15 protein-coding genes are annotated in these 18,957 nt (G+C 49.6%); 11 read left to right on the top strand and 4 right to left on the bottom strand.

Going from position 1 to position 18,957, the window contains the following annotated elements:
- Positions 1 to 52 precede the first annotated feature (52 nt).
- Entirely contained in the window at positions 53 to 484 is a 432-nt protein-coding gene (locus tag ACXAGC_RS15065) for an OsmC family protein (RefSeq protein ID WP_474845099.1), read from the bottom strand.
- 430 nt (positions 485 to 914) lie between these two features.
- Between ACXAGC_RS15065 and ACXAGC_RS15060 the strand changes: the two genes are divergently transcribed.
- The 11 genes from ACXAGC_RS15060 (at position 915) to mobA (ending at position 15,997) form a co-directional block, all read left to right on the top strand.
- Positions 915 to 2,480 carry a SulP family inorganic anion transporter gene (locus tag ACXAGC_RS15060; protein ID WP_303573792.1) on the top strand — a complete coding sequence of 522 codons (1,566 nt, stop codon included), beginning with the start codon at positions 915 to 917 and terminating at the stop codon, positions 2,478 to 2,480.
- Between the two features lie 355 nt (positions 2,481 to 2,835).
- On the top strand, positions 2,836 to 5,379 hold the full coding sequence (gene nirB / locus ACXAGC_RS15055; RefSeq protein ID WP_474845096.1) for a nitrite reductase large subunit NirB: 2,544 nt from the start codon (positions 2,836 to 2,838) through the stop codon (positions 5,377 to 5,379).
- Between the two features lie 12 nt (positions 5,380 to 5,391).
- A complete protein-coding gene (nirD, locus tag ACXAGC_RS15050; protein ID WP_474845094.1) occupies positions 5,392 to 5,745 on the top strand; it encodes a nitrite reductase small subunit NirD in 354 nt (117 codons plus the stop codon).
- A gap of 52 nt (positions 5,746 to 5,797) precedes the next feature.
- Complete coding sequence (locus ACXAGC_RS15045; protein WP_474845092.1) at positions 5,798 to 8,569, top strand: nitrate reductase; 2,772 nt, start codon at positions 5,798 to 5,800, stop codon at positions 8,567 to 8,569.
- The gene (gene cobA / locus ACXAGC_RS15040; protein WP_474845090.1) at positions 8,562 to 9,452 is read left to right on the top strand and encodes a uroporphyrinogen-III C-methyltransferase; all 891 of its coding nucleotides are present in this window, start codon (positions 8,562 to 8,564) and stop codon (positions 9,450 to 9,452) included. Before ACXAGC_RS15045 ends, cobA begins: the two co-directional genes overlap by 8 nt.
- A complete protein-coding gene (locus ACXAGC_RS15035) occupies positions 9,436 to 10,434 on the top strand; it encodes a glycosyl transferase family protein (RefSeq protein WP_474845088.1) in 999 nt (332 codons plus the stop codon). The genes cobA and ACXAGC_RS15035 overlap by 17 nt, the downstream gene beginning before the upstream one ends.
- Before the next feature lie 500 nt (positions 10,435 to 10,934).
- Complete coding sequence (locus ACXAGC_RS15030) at positions 10,935 to 12,260, top strand: CmpA/NrtA family ABC transporter substrate-binding protein (RefSeq protein WP_442858449.1); 1,326 nt, start codon at positions 10,935 to 10,937, stop codon at positions 12,258 to 12,260.
- Positions 12,261 to 12,281: 21 nt separating this feature from the next.
- Entirely contained in the window at positions 12,282 to 13,271 is a 990-nt protein-coding gene (locus ACXAGC_RS15025; RefSeq protein ID WP_474845086.1) for an ABC transporter permease, read from the top strand.
- A 15-nt stretch (positions 13,272 to 13,286) separates the two neighbouring features.
- A complete protein-coding gene (locus ACXAGC_RS15020; RefSeq protein WP_119500064.1) occupies positions 13,287 to 14,144 on the top strand; it encodes an ABC transporter ATP-binding protein in 858 nt (285 codons plus the stop codon).
- 90 nt (positions 14,145 to 14,234) lie between these two features.
- Complete coding sequence (locus ACXAGC_RS15015; protein WP_474845083.1) at positions 14,235 to 15,437, top strand: alginate export family protein; 1,203 nt, start codon at positions 14,235 to 14,237, stop codon at positions 15,435 to 15,437.
- Positions 15,410 to 15,997 (top strand): molybdenum cofactor guanylyltransferase, encoded by a 588-nt coding sequence (gene mobA / locus ACXAGC_RS15010; RefSeq protein WP_474845081.1) that lies wholly within the window; start codon positions 15,410 to 15,412, stop codon positions 15,995 to 15,997. Before ACXAGC_RS15015 ends, mobA begins: the two co-directional genes overlap by 28 nt.
- A gap of 53 nt (positions 15,998 to 16,050) precedes the next feature.
- On the opposite strand, the gene ACXAGC_RS15005 is transcribed toward mobA, so the two are convergent.
- The 3 genes from ACXAGC_RS15005 to ACXAGC_RS14995 all read right to left on the bottom strand — a co-directional run bounded on the left by ACXAGC_RS15005 (position 16,051) and on the right by ACXAGC_RS14995 (position 18,900).
- A complete protein-coding gene (locus tag ACXAGC_RS15005) occupies positions 16,051 to 17,439 on the bottom strand; it encodes a sensor domain-containing diguanylate cyclase (protein ID WP_474845079.1) in 1,389 nt (462 codons plus the stop codon).
- Positions 17,440 to 17,606: 167 nt separating this feature from the next.
- Positions 17,607 to 18,209, bottom strand: coding sequence for an HD domain-containing protein (locus ACXAGC_RS15000; RefSeq protein ID WP_474845077.1), 603 nt, complete (start codon positions 18,207 to 18,209; stop codon positions 17,607 to 17,609).
- Between the two features lie 67 nt (positions 18,210 to 18,276).
- On the bottom strand, positions 18,277 to 18,900 hold the full coding sequence (locus tag ACXAGC_RS14995) for a thiol:disulfide interchange protein DsbA/DsbL (protein ID WP_119500069.1): 624 nt from the start codon (positions 18,898 to 18,900) through the stop codon (positions 18,277 to 18,279).
- Between the last annotated feature and the right edge of the window lie 57 nt (positions 18,901 to 18,957).

Below are 18,957 nucleotides of genomic sequence, written 5' to 3'. Positions count from 1 at the left end.
TCACAGGAGTAATTACTGAAACCGTCCCTGGCTTCATTTGCTTGCCGGCCGGTTAGCTTTGTAAAGTGTAATCGAGAGTGATTTTGGCGTTCAGCAATTTAGAGATCGGGCAGTTTTCTTTTGCGCCCTTCGCGATATCTGCAAACTTACCTTCATCAATCCCGTCTACTTTAGCTTCAAGGGTTAATGCAGATTTCGTTACGGTAAAGCCATCACCGTCTTTTTCCAGTGTGACCTCAGCATCAACTTTTAGATCACCGTTTTGATAACCTGCGTCTGATAACGCAAACGACAACGCCATGGCATAGCAACTGCTGTGAGCAGCAGCAATCAGTTCCTCAGGATTAGTACCGCTCTTGTCTTCAAAACGTGTATTAAAGCCATAAGGCTGATCAGACAAGGCACCACTTCCGGTGCTCACATGACCTTTGCCTTCTTTACCCAGCGGCTTATAGTGCGCAGAACCAGTTTTTACAATTGGCATAATTTCTCCTTTTTCGGGAACAGTGACGGGAAGCCTTTCTGGCCAGAAAGGGAATTCACATTTAAAACTCGCGGTAAACCCATCCCTGGGCGCTCGGCAGCCGCATCCATGCGGCTGACGGTTTTAAATGTGAATTCCCACTCTGTCCGCGGCTTCCCCGAACTAATCCCGAATGCAGTCCTTATGCCGTCAGCTATACTTTGTGCTGCAGCCCTTGCCATGAAAGAGCTGTATGTAATTTGGCTGCAAATTCTCTGCCTTACATTTATTGGAGATTACTGTAACCCTTACAGAGCCGCTGTACCTTTTTCTGGCAGCGTACAGTGACAGCGTGACAGCCGGTTTTAACATTCTGTTAAAGGACTTTGCAGGTCGATGGTGATAGAATCGCCGACCGTTTTCTAACCATGTACTGAATAATTGGACACCCATGTTTGATTTGATTAATAGCAAAGACAGCAATGTTAAAAACGACGTGCTGTCTGGCATTACTGTCGCACTGGCTTTAGTACCTGAAGCTGTGGCATTTGCCTTTGTTGCCGGTGTAGAACCTATGATTGGTTTGTATGCGGCCTTTATGATGGGCCTCATTACGTCTGCCATCGGTGGTCGTCCGGGCATGATTTCCGGCGCAACAGGGGCAATGGCCGTTGTAATGGTGGCACTGGTTGCAGAGCATGGCGTGCAATATCTTTTTGCTGCTGTGGTGCTGGCAGGCTTGCTGCAAATTTTGTGCGGGGTATTCCGTCTGGGTAAGTTCATCCGGCTGGTACCCTATCCGGTGATGCTGGGCTTTGTAAATGGCCTCGCTATCGTTATATTCCTTGCCCAGTTAGGTCAGTTTAAAGTGCAAAATGCGCCGGGTTCACTGGAATGGATGCAGGGCACCATGCTTTACATCATGCTGGGTCTGGTGGGGCTGACAATGGCGATCATCTATCTGTTGCCTAAGCTGACAAAGGCTGTTCCAGCCTCGCTGGTGGCTATCGTCACCATTACGCTGCTGGTACATGGTCTGGATTTAGAAGCCCGTACCGTTATCGATTTTGTCCGTGATTTACTACCGGCAGATCAAAAAGCCACGGCCACACTGGCCGGTGAGTTGCCAACATTCTCTATCCCTATGGTGCCGTTCACCTGGGATACGCTGATGATTATCCTGCCAACTTCAGTCATTTTATGCCTGGTTGGCTTAATTGAGTCACTGTTAACTCTCACACTTATCGATGAGATGACGGATACCCGTGGTCGCGGAAACAAAGAATGTATTGGTCAGGGTGTGGCGAACACCGTGAACGGTTTCTTTGGTGGTATGGGCGGTTGTGCCATGATTGGGCAGTCGATGATCAACATCAACTCCGGTGGCCGTGGCCGTTTGTCAGGGATTACTGCAGCGGTAGTGCTGCTGGGCTTTATCCTGTTTGCAGCGCCGCTGATTGAAATGATTCCCCTTGCTGCACTGGTAGGCGTTATGTTCGTGGTAGTAATCGGTACCTTCGAATGGGCATCGTTCCGCATAATTCGTGGTGTGAATAAGGAAGATGCATTCGTGCTGTTCCTGGTAACAGCGGTAACCGTTATCTCTGACCTCGCCATTGCTGTTGTTGTTGGTGTGATTGTGTCGGCACTGGTTTTTGCCTGGAAAGCGGCCCGCTACATTGAAGCAAAAACCCACATCGATGACGATGGCTGGAAGGTTTATGAGCTGCGCGGACCGGTTTTCTTTGGTTCGATTCATCACTTTAAAGAGATGTTTGATGTAGCTAATGACCCGAATGACGTGGTGATCGATTTTAATAACAGCCGCATCTGGGACTCTTCCGGTATCGATGCGCTGGACAGTCTGGCCGGTAAATACGAAGAGCAGGGTAAAAAGCTGCACATCCGGCATATCAGTTCTGAGTGTCGTGGCCTGCTTACAAAAGCCGATAAGTTTGTTGAAATTAATGTCAATGAAGACCCGCGTTATCGGGTAGCAACGGATAAATTAGGTTAAGCCGGTTAGTTGCGCCAGAGGTTGCCGGTCAGGACAAGGCTGGCACTAAAATAGTGCAATTGCAGTGTTAAGGTGCGTGTTTCCGGAAGCAGAATACGCATCTGAATCGCGCAGTTTAAGCTAACTTATTGATCTGTAGACATTGCTCAAACTGGCATCATACCTGCTATATCCAATACATAACCGTAAGTGATATCACGTAGATATCCACATAGCGTGAAGTTAAAGGCCGGCAAGAGCCTGACGCTGTGTAAGGAAACAATTTGTGCACGTTAAGTGCGTATCAGGCAAAGAAGCCCATGTTCAGTTTATCTGAGTGTGGGCTTTTTTTATGGCTCAAAGAAAGGGTTAAACAATGACAACATCAACAACACATCCAAAAGTACTCGTTATCGGTAACGGGATGGTTGGTCACCACTTTGTCGAACAACTGGTCGCCAGTGAGTACCCCTGTGACATTACAGTGTTAAGTGGCGAAAACCGTCTGGCATATGACCGTGTTTATCTTTCTTCGTGGTTTACCGGTGCAACGGCAGCCGATCTGGCCATGACAGATGAAGAAACTTATACCAAGTGGGGCGTTAACTTTAAGCTGAATGCCCGGGTCGAAAGCATTGACCGTAAGAACAAAACCGTCAGCACCAAAACTGACACCTTTGATTATGATGTGCTGGTGATGGCAACCGGTTCATATCCGTTTGTTCCACCTATTCCGGGTAACGACCAGCCTCATTGTCTGGTCTATCGAACCATTGAAGATCTTCAGGCCATCGAAGCCTCTGCTGCCGTCAGTAAAACTGGCGTGGTAGTAGGCGGAGGATTGCTGGGTCTTGAGGCAGCAAACGCACTGAAACAAGCCGGTGTAGAAACACACGTGGTTGAGTTTGCGCCTCAATTGATGGCCGTCCAGCTGGACGGGCAGGGCGGTGATCTGCTGCGCACTAAAATTGAAGATTTGGGCGTAACAGTACATACACAAAAAGCTACCCAAGTGATTGAGGCCGGTGAACAAAGCCGCTACCGCATGGTGTTTGCCGACGGCTCACACTTAGAAACCGACATGATTTTATTCTCTGCCGGTATACGCCCGTCGGATGCTCTGGGCCGGTCAGCGGAGCTGGCAGTAGGCGAACGTGGTGGTATTGTCATTAACAATCAGTGCCAGACATCTGACCCCGACATCTATGCTATCGGTGAATGTGCGTTATGGGACAACCGTATTTTTGGTCTGGTTGCGCCAGGCTACACCATGGCCCGTGCGGTTGCAGCAAACATCGCCGGTAAAGAAGGTGAGTTTGCCGGTGCTGACATGAGTACCAAACTTAAACTTATGGGCGTAGAAGTGGGCTCTATCGGTGATGCACATGCCAGAACCCCGGGCGCACTGAGCTATACCTATCACAACCAGCCAGACGGCGTTTACAAAAAGCTGGTGGTTGATGCGGCTCAAAAGCAGGTTATCGGTGCTGTGCTGGTAGGTGATACCAGTGATTACGATACCTTATTGCAATATGCGTTAAACGGCATTGAACTGCCTGAGCACGCTGAATCGCTTATTCTGCCTTCATCGTCAGACAAGCCTGCTCTGGGCGCTGATGCGCTGCCGGATACGGCGACTATCTGTTCTTGTCACAACGTGGCGAAATGCGATATTTCGGCAGCCATCGACGGCGGTTGCTGCAGTGTTGGCGACGTGAAGTCAGCGACCAAAGCGGCAACGGGTTGCGGTGGTTGTGCGGCACTGCTTAAAAATGTGGTGGACAGCGAGCTTGAGAAACGTGGTGTGGAAGTGTCAAAAGCCATTTGTGAGCATTTCAACTTTACCCGCCAGGAGCTTTACCACATGGTAAAAGTGGAAGGGATCCGAAGCTTCGATGCACTGCTTGAAAAGCACGGTACCGGTTTGGGCTGTGATGTGTGTAAGCCGGCAGTGGGCTCTATTCTGGCTTCAGTATGGAATGACTACATTCTTACGCAAACTAATTTGCCGCTGCAGGACACCAACGATACCTACCTGGGTAACATGCAAAAAGATGGTACTTATTCCATTGTACCCCGTGTACCCGGCGGTGAAATCACCCCGGAAGGCCTTATCCTGATTGGTGAAGTGGCGAAGAAATATGGCCTGTATACCAAGATAACCGGTGGACAACGTATCGATTTATTCGGTGCCCGTGTAGAGCAGTTACCTGATATCTGGCAGGAACTGGTCGACGGTGGTTTTGAAACCGGCCACGCCTATGCCAAAGCACTGCGTACGGTTAAATCCTGTGTGGGCAGCACCTGGTGCCGCTACGGTGTACAGGACTCTGTAGGTCAGGCTATTGATCTGGAAAATCGTTACAAAGGCCTGCGTGCACCTCACAAAATCAAATTTGCAGTATCAGGTTGTACCCGTGAATGTGCAGAAGCACAGGGCAAAGACATTGGCATAATTGCAACGGAAAAAGGCTGGAACCTGTATGTGTGCGGTAACGGCGGTATGAAGCCCCGTCACGCAGATTTGTTCGCCACCGATATTGATGATGAAACACTGGTCAAATATATCGACCGTGTACTGATGTTCTACGTGAAAACAGCTGACAGATTACAGCGCACATCGGTGTGGATGGAAAACCTGGAAGGCGGACTCGATTATCTTAAATCTGTCGTGATTGATGATGCACTGGGTATTTGTCAGGAGCTGGAAGATCAGATGCAGGCTGTGGTTGATGCTTATCAGTGCGAATGGAAAACCACACTGGAGTCACCTGAATCACGGAAGCGTTTCCGTCAGTTTGTGAACAGTAAAGAAAGCGATTCAAACATTCAGTTTGTAGACGAGCGTGGTCAGATCCGCCCTGCCACAGAGGCAGAGAAAATTGCGGGTACATCGCGTATTCCGGTAGAGCTGGTTTAAGGAGACAATATCATGCAAGCATCTGTAGAAATCATGCCGCGCTGGCACGACATCTGTGAACAAAGTGACCTGGTTGCCAACAGTGGCGTGTGCGCCCTGATTGACGAACAACAGGTTGCGATCTTCGCCTTGAACACAGCCGGCGGCACCAACCTTTACGCAGTCTCAAACTGGGACCCGGTAGGTAAAGCCAATGTGATATACCGCGGCATTGTCGGTTCTGTTAAAGGTGAAGCCGTGATTGCCTCTCCTTTGTATAAAGAGCATTACTCTCTGGTGACGGGGAAATGTGTCGAGAATGAAGCAGTCAGCCTGTCTGTATACGATGTCCGTCTTGAAGACGGCCGCGTACAGGTTGCACTGTAAGATTCCGGTTTAAAAGGTCTGCTGACCACCATTAAAAGCACAGGTAACTACCATGAATCACGCCCGCGCCACAGTAATTTCAGTACAGTCTGCCCCTAAAAGTGTTGCCAGGACACCAACGCTTGCGCAGACAACGTGCCCTTACTGTGGCGTTGGTTGTGGTGTGGACATCACGCTGGAAACAGCAGGCAATAAAACAACGCTTAAAGCCCTTACCGGTACGCCTGAACATCCGGCCAACTTCGGCAGATTATGTGTAAAAGGCACCAACCTGCTTGAAACCAATGATCTTAATGGCCGCCTGACTCAGCCTCAGATGGGCGGCAAGCCGGTATCCTGGGACACTGCAACCAGCGCCATTGCTGAAAAAATGCAACATGTGATTGATGAGCATGGCCCGGATGCTGTGGCGCTGTATGTTTCAGGACAACTGCTCACTGAAGACTACTACGTCGCCAATAAGTTTATGAAGGGGTATGTTGGCAGCGCGAACATCGACACCAACTCACGACTTTGTATGTCTTCTGCGGTTGCCGCGTATAAACGAGCTTTCGGGGAAGATATCGTACCGTGCAACTACGAAGACCTGGAGCAGACGGATTTGCTCATCCTTACAGGCAGCAACGCTGCCTGGACACATCCGGTGCTGTTCCAGCGTATGGAGCGGGCAAAACGACAAAATCCGGATATGAAAGTGGTTGTGGTTGACCCGCGGGCAACAGATACATCCACGCTGGCCGATTTACACATTCCGTTAAAACCGGGCACTGATGCAGTGCTGTTTAACGGTCTGCTGCATTTTCTGGCACAAAACGGTGGCCTGGATACTGATTTTATTGCCGCTTCAACCAGTGGTTTTGAGGCGGCACTGTCCAGTGCGGCAGAATATTCGCTGAGCCGTGTGGCTGAAGAATGTGACGTGCCGGAGCACGATATACTGGCACTGTTCACGCTGTTCCTCGAACGTCAACGAGCCATTACCTTTTTCTCTATGGGTATCAATCAGTCCACCAGTGGTGTAGATAAAGGTAATGCCATTATCAACTGCCATCTGGCGACAGGCAAAATTGGCAAAACAGGCAGCGGACCGTTCTCCATTACCGGACAACCTAATGCCATGGGCGGCCGCGAAGTTGGCGGACTGGCGAATATGCTGGCTGCTCACATGGATATTGATAACGCGCAGCACCGTGATCGGGTGCAACGTTTCTGGCAGTCGCCCCGTATGGCTGAAAAGCCGGGGTTAAAAGCGGTTGATCTGTTTAAGCGGATTAATGAAGGCAAAGTGAAGTTTGTCTGGATCATGGCCACTAACCCTGTGGTGAGCATGCCAAACCGCTGTGAAGTCGAAGCGGCACTGAGCAAATGCGATATGGTTGTGGTATCGGATATGGTGACCAAAAACGATACTCTGAAGTTTGCTCATATTGCGCTGCCGGCATCCGGCTGGTCAGAAAAAAACGGTACAGTAACCAATTCAGAAAGACGTATTTCACGCCAGCGCGGTTTACTGAAACCGGCAGGTGATTCCAGACATGACTGGCAGGCATTATGTGCTGTGGCAGCAAAAATGGGGTTTGCAGAACATTTTGATTACCAGCACCCGGCTGAAATTTTCGATGAACATGCCCGCCTGACCGCTTTTGAGAATCACGGCGACCGTGCTTTGGATTTGGGCGGCCTTAGCGGCTTAACAACTGCACAATACGATAACTTCCGTCCTGTGCAGTGGCCGGTGCCGGAAAAAACAGTAGCCGGCGCGACGCGCTTGTTTGCTGATGGCGCGTTTTTTACCGCAGATAAAAAAGCCCGGTTTATCGCGATTTCCCCCCGTTTGCCTGAACAGCAAACCACATCAGCATTTCCGTTTGTGCTTAATACCGGTCGCAGTCGTGAACAGTGGCATACCATGACCCGTACCGGTAAAGCAGGGAAATTACTCAAGCATGCACCGTATTCTCAACTGTCTTTGCACCCTGAAGATATAAAAGCGCTGGGACTGTCAGCACAGGAACTGGTTGCTGTGAACAGCGCCTGCAATACCGGTGAACCGGTTATTTTACCTGTGGTTGAAGACAAACAGCTGCGTAAAGGCAATTGTTTTGCGCCTATTCACTGGTCTGCTACCTGGGGCTCTAACCTGACACTTGGTGCGTTGTTTAATGGTGCCCACGACCCCTTATCCGGACAGCCTGAACTGAAACAGGGCGCGGTGAGTGTTGCCGCAGTCAGTTTTAATTTACACGGACAAATGATTATCAGCGACGCTGATGTGGCAGCGGCTCTGTCTCCGGCTTTTGATTACTGGGCGAAAACCACCACCGACGGCGGCACGGCCTTCCGCATCGCCAGCAACAACGACACCGTGAGTCTGTTCAGCAATTTGAAAAGCGTGCTTCCCGCGCACTGGTTACTCGTTACCCGTCAGCATGAAAAAGGTCTGACGGTCATCGCAACCAGTGAGAATCGTTTTGTTTTTGGTTTATGGCTGGAAAACAGCTACCGGGCTTTACCTGATGAGTGGCTGGACAGTTGTTTGCAACAGGACGACATCTCTTCAGAGCTGCTGGCTAATCTGTTGCGCGGTACACCTGATGAAGCGTTCCTCAACGGAAAACTGGTATGCAGTTGCTTCTCCGTGCGGGAAAAAACCATTGAAACTGCCATTCAGGCAGGTTGCTCCTCTGTCGACGGACTGGGCAATGAACTTAAATGCGGTACTAACTGCGGTTCCTGCAAACCGGAACTGCAGAAGATGCTCGACAGTTATTCTTCTACTCAAGCTGCAAAAGCAGTTACACCTGAGGTGCTTCTCCATGATTAATTCAGCCATCGCAAAACTGCCGCAAATGTTCTTCCGTAAGCTGATGACCGGCCAGCAACGTCACCGTGTCATGCAGCCAGCGACGCCGGCATCCCTGACGGATGAGAAAAAACAGGGGCAGGTATTTATTGTCGGCGCCGGCCCGGGCGATGCAGAGTTGCTGACCATCAAAGCATGGAAGTGCCTGCAGCAGGCCGATGTGGTGCTGTTTGACTGGCTGGTGGATGAGTCTGTCATTGCAGAAATTCCCCGCCATGTGAAAACGGAATTCGTGGGTAAGCGGGCAGGCAAACATTCAATGGTGCAGGATGACATCTGCAAGCGGGTGGTTGAGCTGGCGCAGTCAGGATTAAATGTGGTGCGGCTAAAAGGCGGGGATCCGGCAGTTTTTGCCCGTACCTGTGAGGAAACCGCTGCGCTGGAAGCCGCTGACATTCCGTTTGCCATTGTGCCCGGGATCACTGCCGCTTCAGGGGCTTCGGCTTATACCGGCATTCCTTTGACAGAGCGCAACTGCGCGCAGTCGGTGACATTAACCACCGCCAGTTTTAAAGATAAAAACCAGATGCCCGACTGGGCAACGCTTGCAGATACCATGCAGCGTCAAACTGTTGTGGTGTACATGGGATTGTCCCGGTTGAGCAAAATCACGTCTGAGCTGGTGGATGCCGGTATTCGTGAAACCCTTCCGGTGGCGGTGATTGAGAACGCTTGCACTCCCAACCAGCAAGTGATCACCGGCACTGTTTCTTCTATCGCTGAAAAGGTAACGTCAGCAAACCTGCAAGGTCCTGCTTTGTTGATCTTCGGAGAGGTGGTAAAGTCTCGCCAACAGGTCTCCACAGCACTGCTTCAGCAGGTAACCCATGTCGCAGGAATTTAGTCAGTACATCAAAATAATAGGAAAGGGTCAGAAAGGCAGCCGTAGTCTGACCCGAGAAGAAGCATTCACCGCGATGAGAATGCTGCTGGCCGGCGAAGTGACCGGTGATCAAAGGGGCGCATTTTTAATGTTGCTCCGTACCCGTGAAGAAACTCCCGAAGAAGTCATTGGCTTTGTTCAGGCATGCCATCAACTTATCCCGCAAGATTTAGCCACACTCAAACCTGACGTAGACATTGGTTGTTATGCCGGTAAAAGACGCCAGTTGCCCTGGTACCTTTTATCTGCAGCTTTGCTGGCAAAAACAGGAAAACGGGTTTTTCTGCACGGTGCCCATGAACCCGGTTCCGGTCGCTTATATGCCAGCCACGTGCTGCCAACGCTGGGCTTGCAGGCTATGACATCAATCAGCGAAGCGAAGTCTCAACTGGACAGCTTCAATGCCAGCTATCTGGATTTAGGCGTGGTTCTGCCGCCGCTAAATACTCTGATAAAGCTCCGCGAAGTCTTTGCGCTGCGTTCCTGTGCGAATACGTTGGCGCGGTTACTGAATCCTACGGTAGCCCCGTATTGTGTGCAGGGTGTTTATCATATGCATCTTGATCATAAACACCGGCACGTCAATGAAGCCTTCACTGCGTGGGATTCATTGTGTTTCCGGGGAGATGGTGGCGATCCGGAAGTGAATAGTGAAAGGCCTACGGATTTGTTTATTACCCGTAAAGGTGAGACGGAAACGGCGGTGTTACCTGCTTTTACGGAAAAGTGGGCCATGAAAGACAGGGATATGGACATTGCTGATATGCTGGCCTTCTGGCGCGGCGATATTCAGCATCAATATGGTGAGCAGGCCGTTCATGCGACCCTAGTGAGCTATCTGATGCTGACAGATTCCTTATCATCAGAGGAAGCCGCGACGCAGGCTGTTACTCTCTGGCAAAACAGAGACAAGCAAGCTTTACCTTTCACTCAGTCTTTGTAAGGCTGAGTTCTTCATCCTGCCGTTACCGGCAATATTCTGCATTTTGTGGCGCAAATCAGGCAGTTTAACTGCCTTTTTTGTTAATTTAATGTTTATTTACACCTTAATGATACACGTCGGCGGGTTTCTATTTGCATCCCAATTGAGCGCAATGCGCGCTTTTTGTGCACAAATTTGAAACAGCCTTTACTGTTCCTAATGCTGTATTTTTCTAAGTAATTGATATTAATAACTTTTAATTTTTGGCATACCTGATGCAATAACCAATTTGCGATAGTTACTGCTTATTAAAAGAACATTCATAGTAACGCGCTTACAACTTATTCTTGCTTCAAAGTGATTTGGAGTGCGGCAACGAAGCCCACCACCTTAGCGGTCATTCGCTAAGGTGGTGGGTTTTTTTTTGGCAACGAGGAACCCACATGAAAGCGTCAAAACCGTTATTTGGTCTGACAAAGAAAGTAAAAGCGCTGGCATCTACGCTGGCTCTGTCGTTGACAATGGCAGGCGCAAGCGTCTCAGCTGTTACAGCACAGGAAATTGACTGGCCCGAGAAAGAAGAGCTTAAATTCGGCTTTATCAAACTGACTGATATGGCACCTCTGGCTATTGCTTATGAGAAAGGTTTCTTCGAAGACGAAGGTTTGTATGTCACGCTGGAAGCGCAGGCAAACTGGAAGGTTCTGCTCGACCGTGTCATTGACGGTCAGCTGGATGGTGCACATATGCTGGCCGGACAGCCTTTGGGTGCAACCATCGGTTTCGGAACTGAAGCGCACATCATTACTGCATTCAGCATGGACTTAAACGGTAACGGTATTACCGTCTCCAACGACATCTGGAAGGAGATGGAAAAGCACATCCCTCAGGAAAACGGTCAACCGGTTCACCCGATTAAAGCGGATTATCTGAAGCCGGTAGTCGACAGTTACCGTGAAGCGGGCAAACCTTTTAATATGGGCATGGTATTCCCGGTATCCACCCACAACTACGAGCTGCGTTACTGGCTGGCGGCCGGCGGTATTCACCCGGGCTTCTATGCACCGCACAAAGGTGACACATCCGGTCAGATTGATGCTCAGGCACTGCTGTCTGTGACACCTCCGCCGCAAATGCCGGCTACCATGGAAGCGGGTACCATTTACGGTTATTGCGTAGGTGAGCCGTGGAACCAGCAAGCCGTGTTTAAAGGCATTGGTGTACCGGTTATTACCGACTATGAAATCTGGAAAAACAACCCGGAAAAAGTATTCGGTGTCAGCAACGAATGGGCCGAAAAGTACCCGAACACGCACCTTCGTGTTGTAAAAGCGATGATCCGTGCAGCGATGTGGCTGGATGAAAACAACAACGCTAACCGTCCTGAAGCGGTAAAAATTCTCTCTAAACCTTCTTATGTGGGTGCAGATGAAGCGGTACTGGCGAACAGCATGACCGGTACGTTTGAATACGAAAAAGGCGATAAGCGTGAGGTGCCTGATTTCAACGTATTCTTCCGCTACAACGCTACTTACCCGTACTACAGCGATGCAATCTGGTATTTAACGCAAATGCGTCGTTGGGGTCAGATCTCTGAAGCGAAACCTGACAGCTGGTATATGGACATGGCGAAGAAAGTGTATCGTCCTGACATCTACGCTGTCGCTGCTAAAGCGCTAATCGCGGAAGGCAAAGCGAAAGCTGCAGACTTCCCTGATTTCGACTCAGAATCTGGTTTTAAACCACCTCAATCAGAATTCATTGACGGCGTAACGTACGACGGTACTAAGCCCAATGCTTATCTGGAAAGCTTTGGTATCGGCCTGAAAGGCGACACCGTACTTTAATTACGCATACGGGAGACGAACATGAGCAAGTCAGCGTCATTAGTCACATCCATTGGATTAAAAGAAGGCAATATGGGCAAGGTCATATTATCAAACCTGCAAGCGTTGTTGTTGCCAGTCATTGGTTTACTGCTTTTCCTTGCCGTCTGGAACGGGGTAGCAAAAACCATCGATACGTCACTGGGCCAGTTCCCTGGTCCGGCACAGGTATGGACACAGGCGCTGACTCTCATGGACGAACACAATGCGCAACGGGAAAAGGCTGACGCATTCTACGAGCGACAGGAAGAACGTAATGCAGCGCGGGCAGCAAAGGACCCGGACTATGTACCGAAAATTCGTCCTTTTACCGGCGCACCAACCTTCTTTGATCAAATCTGGACAAGCTTGTACACCGTTATGGTCGGCTTTTTTATTGCGTCGCTCATCGCTGTACCGGTAGGGATAATGTGCGGACTAAGCAAGTCTGCTTATACCGCGATTAACCCACTTATCCAGCTTTTCAAACCCGTGTCTCCGTTGGCCTGGCTGCCATTGGTAACGATGGTAGTCAGTGCCCTTTATGTGTCAGACGACCCGATGTTTTCCAAGTCATTTGTCACTTCTGCTTTCACAGTATCACTGTGCTGTTTGTGGCCAACACTGATCAATACGGCAGTGGGGGTCTCTAACATCGACAAAGACCTGGTGAATGTAAGCCGCGTACTGCGTCTCAAGCCGCCTACACACCTGACTAAAATTGTTTTACCTGCCTCAATTCCGATGATCTTTACCGGTTTGCGCTTGTCGCTGGGTATTGGCTGGATGGTATTGATTGCTGCAGAAATGCTGGCACAAAACCCGGGGCTGGGTAAGTTCGTGTGGGATGAGTTCCAGAACGGCAGCTCAGAATCACTGGCCCGTATTATGGTTGCTGTACTGACTATCGGTGCCATCGGCTTCGTACTGGACCGCATCATGCTGATGTTTCAGCGCATGGTGAGCTGGGACAAAAACAGCGTATTACGCTAATCAGGAGAAACAGATATGACTGCAAAACATCTTGAACTGACGCAGGTAGGTATCGATTTTCCTACCCCGAAAGGCCCGTTCACTGCTTTACGGGACGTAAACCTGAAAATCAGCAAAGGCGAATTTGTATCACTAATCGGCCACTCAGGGTGCGGTAAGTCCACCGTACTGAACATCGTTGCCGGTTTACATCAGGCAACTTCCGGCGGTGTCATCCTGGACAACGCTGAAGTGAAAGAGCCCGGTCCGGAGCGGGCGGTAGTATTCCAGAACCATTCTTTGCTGCCCTGGCTGACCGTTTACAAAAATGTAGAGCTTGCTGTTAAGCAAACTCTGCGTGGTAAGTCTAAAGCCGAAATAAAAGACTGGGTGATGCACAACCTTGAGCTGGTGCATATGACCCATGCGATCGACAAGCTGCCTTCGGAAATTTCCGGCGGGATGAAACAGCGTGTTGGTATTGCCCGCGCACTGGCTATGGAGCCCAAAGTGCTGCTTATGGACGAACCCTTCGGTGCCCTTGATGCACTGACCCGTGCCCATTTGCAGGATTCACTGATGGACATCCATGCTGATCTTGGGAACACCGTCATCATGATTACCCATGACGTGGATGAAGCCGTTTTGTTGTCTGACCGCATTGTGATGATGACTAACGGTCCGGCTGCAACGGTTGGTGAAATTCTGGATATTAATCTGCCAAGACCACGGGATCGTCTGGTGCTGGCAGATAACCCGGAATACAACCATTACCGCCATGAAGTACTCACCTTCCTGTACGAAAAACAGAAAAAAGTTGAGCCGGTTAACAGCCGTCAAAAAGATTCAAAAAACACTAAGGCTACATCAGCAAAAAAGTCTGATGCTGCCTGACTAAAGCACACAGTTTAATAAAAACAATAGGATAGCTCAGCCGCAAGGCACGGGCGGGCTATCTCTGTCTCAAAATCAGAGGAACACACGATGAAACTAACTGCAATGTACCCGCGCACACTGCTTGCTGTTGCGCTCACAGGTGTCTTTTCCCCGGCTATGGCAGCCGACTGGTATGACGCAATGAAAGAAACCACTGCCACGGCAGCCTTTAATTTGCGTTACGAGGGTGTGCAACAGGATAACGCGCTGGCTGACGCCGATGCCCTGACGTTACGTACAATGGTGGGAATTACATCCGGTAGCTACAAAGGTTTTTCTTTCACTGCTGAAATGGAAGATGTGCGTATTGCTTTAGGGCAGGGCGATTACTCAGTGCCACCGGCCGGTTACCAGGCGGGTGAATATTCCGTTATCGCAGACCCTGAAACCACCGAGTTGCACCAGGGATTTGTACAATATAAGAATGAAGGCCTGACCATTAAAGGCGGTCGTCAGATCATTGCACTTGACGGTCACCGCTTTGTCGGCCACGTGGGCTGGCGTCAGGACTGGCAAACCTTCGACGGGGTAACCGCAAAGTACACGTCAGGTAATATGTCTGCATTTTACGGGTATGTTACCCAACGTAACCGTATTTTCGCTGAAGCGGCAGACCTGGACAGTAAAGATCACCTGCTGAACCTGTCTTACAGCAGCGATATCGGTAAGTTCACGGCGTATGCTTACTTACTGGAAGTGGATAACGGTGTTGATAACGGACTCGATACCTACGGCATCAGCTATGCCGGCAGCACCGCAACGGATTCCGTGAAATGGATTTATAATGCTGAATATGCCACGCAAACCAGCGATACCCCCGCGGCCAGCTATGATGCCGATTATTACATGTTAGAAGGTGGTGCAGTGGTTTCCGGCATCACGGCTAAAGTGACTTATGAAGTGCTGGGTTCAGACAATGGCATGTACGGCTTCTCTACACCGCTGGCGACCCTGCATAAGTTTAACGGCTGGACGGATCAATTCCTTGCTACACCGGCACAGGGTCTGGAAGACCTGGCCTTTACCGTCAGTGGCGGTCTGGCAGGTGGTAAATGGCTGGCAGCTTATCACGCGTTTGATGCAAATGAAGCCACTGAAGGGGTCAGTGATCTCGGTAGTGAAATCAATGTACAATACGTCACAAAAGTAGCTGAGCATTTCACACTGGGTCTGAAATACGGTACGTATTCTGCCGGTGATATTAAAGTGGACACTGATAAAGTATGGGTTTGGATCGGCGCGAAATTCTAAGTCATGAAACCGCAGGGTTAGTTCTCTGCGGCGGCAAGTCATCCAGAATGGGGCGGGATAAATCCCGCCTGACACTGAATGGTTTGACGCTGCTGGATACTACCCTGCAAACATTGTCAGGTGTTTGTGAGATGGTTTACACCCTTGGCAAAACAGACTGTGATTTTACCGATTTATACGAAGATAAAGGGCCGGCCATGGCCCTTTTCAGTATGCTCGGCCAAGCCCGTATTCAGGATGATGCCAGATTACTGGTTATGCCGGTAGACATGCCTCTTTGTACCACATCGTGCCTGCAGGCAATTCTGCAGGAGAGCCGCCAGCGTAAGACCAGCGTATATACCACTGATGCTATCATGCCACTGGTGATCTGCTACTCGCAGCAGGGCATGAATAACCTCAAACAATGCGTTAAAGATCAGTCCTCATTATCTCTGCGAAGATTACTCAATTGTTTCGGCTGCGAAGCGGTAGCCCTGCCACAATTTGCAGACGAATTGATGAATGTGAATAACCCTGACGACTGGCAGCAGGTGCTCGACAGAAAAGGCAGTGAGTAGGTTTGTCTGAACGAAAATGAAAAATTACGTAAAGTGGTGAATGCGGCGGAACCTTATATGATGCGATTCCGGCCGGCTTTTTTTGCATCGTAAAGTGCTCTGTCAGCCTCATCAAATGCCTGCCCAAATGGAGCGCCTGTAGTTGCTTCAGCGACACCGAAGCTACAAGTGGCAGTAAACTCAAAACCAGTAAACGAAAGTTGTGAGATGTTTTCTCTTAACGTAGCGGCAACCTGTCTGGCCCTGTGTACATTTGTCCGGGGTAAAAGTAAAACAAATTCGTCTCCGCCAAACCGCCCGAACACATCACTTTTGCGTAATTTTTGACGCACACAAATAGCAATCTCTCTGAGTACATTGTCACCCACAGAGTGCCCGTAGGTGTCGTTAATCACTTTGAACTTGTCCACATCAAAAACAATCAGGCTGACCGGCTTGTCGTAACGGGCTGCGTATTTCAGCTGCTGTTCAGCCAGAGCCGTGAAGTGTTCACGGTTTAAGGCCTGCGTCAGATAATCTATATGTACTTTTTCAAACAGTGCCCGGTTGTCCGCTGCCAGTGCAGGGACGCACATAGTAAAGTAAGCACTACAGGCGATGACATTGATGCCGAACTGGTAAATATAGGCCTGCGTGTCTACACCAATAACCGCCACTATTGCCGCAGTCAAAACACTCACTGCAGCCAGGCTGATACTGGCTCTGAATGGCGTCTCAGTAAATACAATCCAGGTGACAGGAATAGCGAGAAAGAAAATGAAGCATGCTATCTCCTCTGAGTTAAGCCATTCTGCCGTGACTAAAATTATGCTTAATAGCAGACCTGTCAGTACCAGTTTCCAGATAAACGTCGAAAGGGCTTTCGGGCGATCATAAAAATTAATTTCCGGCATGAATGAGTAACGTGGAAATAAACGGGTGACTATACCGGCAAATATCGGGGTCATAACTACAACACCCGTCATATCCCCAATCCACCAGGCAATCAGGCTGTCAACGCCATCGTAAGAATAAATCAGAGCCAACCCGCTTGCCGCCAGAATCAGACTGCTGACAGCGGCAATCAGCAAAAATCTGGTCACAAGAGTGACTAAGTTAAAAGACGCTGAAAGCGCCATCTGGCGCTTAAGCAGTAACGCGCCTCCACCATACAGGAACGTGTGCAGGGTAGCGAAGATACTGCCGGAAGCTAACAGTTCAGCGGTATCCCTGGCAGTATTAAATAAGCTGTTTTCCCAGAATGTAGAGAGCATGCAGGCAAGCCATACAGCAAGCGTTGCAGATCTGCTTCCCATGAGTAAGAAAGCTGCAAAGGTAAGTCCTGCAGGAGGAAACCAGAGACTCGCGTGCGGTGCATACTCCAGAAATACAGACAGCCTCCAGAGCAATAACCACAGTGGAAGCAGCAGACAACATTTAATGACAGCAGAGAAATTTAACAAGGATCCAGCACAGCATACGAGTATCTATACTTCCATCATAAAACGACCCTCTTGTTGTTCCAAACAAAACTGGAGCTTTTACCTGAAGACAAAAAGGTAAAGAGAAAAGTACAGTGCTTGTCTCATCGTGTGAGAGCGATTTGCAGACATCCCTCAGCTCAAACAGGCTAAGCCTTGTCACCGCTTTTCAGCCATCCCTTCTCAACGGCCACATCAAGCTGTTCGTTCACATAGCGCCATAAGCCCGGGGCGGCTTGTTGTAAGTGGGCGTTGCGGGCAAGAATTTTCTCTTTCGCTACCCCGTGACGCACCCAGCTTCCGCCTTCTGCTGCCATGTTCTGAAACACCGGTAATACTCTGTCCATGGCTTTGGCAAATTTAGCGTCGGGTGTTTCTGCAGCTTCAAACTCGTGCCACAACGCCAGCAAGGTTTCGCCCTGGCCCTTGGGAAGTAATCCGAAGATGCGCTCTGCGGCGGCAAATTCTTTTTCTTCCTGCTCAGCATGATCGGCCGCTTCAGCAAAAGCGAACATATCGCCGGCATCGATTTCAACCAGATCGTGGATAAGAATCATCTGTATGACACGGTGAATATTCACGTTTTGTTCTGCGTACGGTGCCAGCACCGATGCCATTAACGCCACGTGCCAGCTGTGTTCGGCGCTGTTCTCCTGTCGGTCACCATCGCAGGGCAGGCGGACCTGACGTTTCACGGCTTTGAGATTATCGAGCTCACGGATAAAAGTGGCCTGAGCCTGAATATCTGTCATAAAAGGGTTCCTGTGTAGCAAAGAAAAAACGCGCCGTTCGGCGCGTTTTAAGTGATTTGTAAAAAGCTTACTGTGTAGACAACCACACGATCAGGTCTTTCACGTCATCCATGGTCATGCCCTGGGTGAACGTTGCCTGATAACGGCCATTCACGATGAAAGATGGCGTACCACGAACATAGGCGCGGTATTGATCCTGCAACTTGATGTTCTTTTTCACCATGTTGTTTACGCCGAAGCTGGCAGCCAGCTTATCGAACTCAGCCGGATCAACATCGTTAACTACGAAGAGGTTTTTCAGATCAGCCAGATTTGTCACCGGGGCACGTTGCTCATGAATGTATTTGAAGATTGCGCCGTTCAGCTTGTCTTCTTCTTTCATTGCACGGCCAATCATCATGGCTCGGGTAGCATCGTTCTGTGCTTCTTCTGAGGCACCGGGCATAAAGTTTACGTGAATTTTTGTGAACTTGGTGCCGGCAGGCAGATCTTTCTTAATTTCAGCTACAACCGGCTCGAAGCGGTAGCAGTGACCACACCAGAATGAATGGAATTCATACACTTCCGGTTTGGCTGTCGCCGGCTCATCCAGTACTTTATAGTGCGTACCTTCTTTCCATTTAACGTCATCTGCACAGGCCTGCAACGGGATCATCAGTGCCGCCAGCAGAAATAAACCTATTTTTTTCATTGTTTAACAATCCGTAAAACCAAAATACAAAAAAAGAGTACCACAGCAATTCCCGTC

Source organism: Alteromonas sp. AWJ4_197, from assembly GCF_056160285.1.
The sequence above is the reverse complement of the archived record's forward strand: the minus strand, read 5'-3'. Positions and strand labels throughout refer to the sequence as shown.

Bases quoted from the DNA above. Each gene is read 5' to 3' on its own strand.
- ACXAGC_RS15025 (WP_474845086.1), top strand. From the start codon at position 12,282: ATGAGCAAGTCAGCGTCATTAGTCACATCCATTGGATTAAAAGAAGGC.
- nirD (WP_474845094.1), top strand. From the start codon at position 5,392: ATGCAAGCATCTGTAGAAATCATGCCGCGCTGGCACGACATCTGTGAA.
- ACXAGC_RS15000 (WP_474845077.1), bottom strand. From the start codon at position 18,209: ATGACAGATATTCAGGCTCAGGCCACTTTTATCCGTGAGCTCGATAAT.
- ACXAGC_RS15065 (WP_474845099.1), bottom strand. From the start codon at position 484: ATGCCAATTGTAAAAACTGGTTCTGCGCACTATAAGCCGCTGGGTAAA.
- ACXAGC_RS15015 (WP_474845083.1), top strand. From the start codon at position 14,235: ATGAAACTAACTGCAATGTACCCGCGCACACTGCTTGCTGTTGCGCTC.
- mobA (WP_474845081.1), top strand. From the start codon at position 15,410: ATGGGTTTGGATCGGCGCGAAATTCTAAGTCATGAAACCGCAGGGTTA.
- ACXAGC_RS14995 (WP_119500069.1), bottom strand. From the start codon at position 18,900: ATGAAAAAAATAGGTTTATTTCTGCTGGCGGCACTGATGATCCCGTTG.
- ACXAGC_RS15045 (WP_474845092.1), top strand. From the start codon at position 5,798: ATGAATCACGCCCGCGCCACAGTAATTTCAGTACAGTCTGCCCCTAAA.
- ACXAGC_RS15035 (WP_474845088.1), top strand. From the start codon at position 9,436: ATGTCGCAGGAATTTAGTCAGTACATCAAAATAATAGGAAAGGGTCAG.
- ACXAGC_RS15060 (WP_303573792.1), top strand. From the start codon at position 915: ATGTTTGATTTGATTAATAGCAAAGACAGCAATGTTAAAAACGACGTG.
- nirB (WP_474845096.1), top strand. From the start codon at position 2,836: ATGACAACATCAACAACACATCCAAAAGTACTCGTTATCGGTAACGGG.
- ACXAGC_RS15020 (WP_119500064.1), top strand. From the start codon at position 13,287: ATGACTGCAAAACATCTTGAACTGACGCAGGTAGGTATCGATTTTCCT.
- cobA (WP_474845090.1), top strand. From the start codon at position 8,562: ATGATTAATTCAGCCATCGCAAAACTGCCGCAAATGTTCTTCCGTAAG.
- ACXAGC_RS15030 (WP_442858449.1), top strand. From the start codon at position 10,935: ATGGCAGGCGCAAGCGTCTCAGCTGTTACAGCACAGGAAATTGACTGG.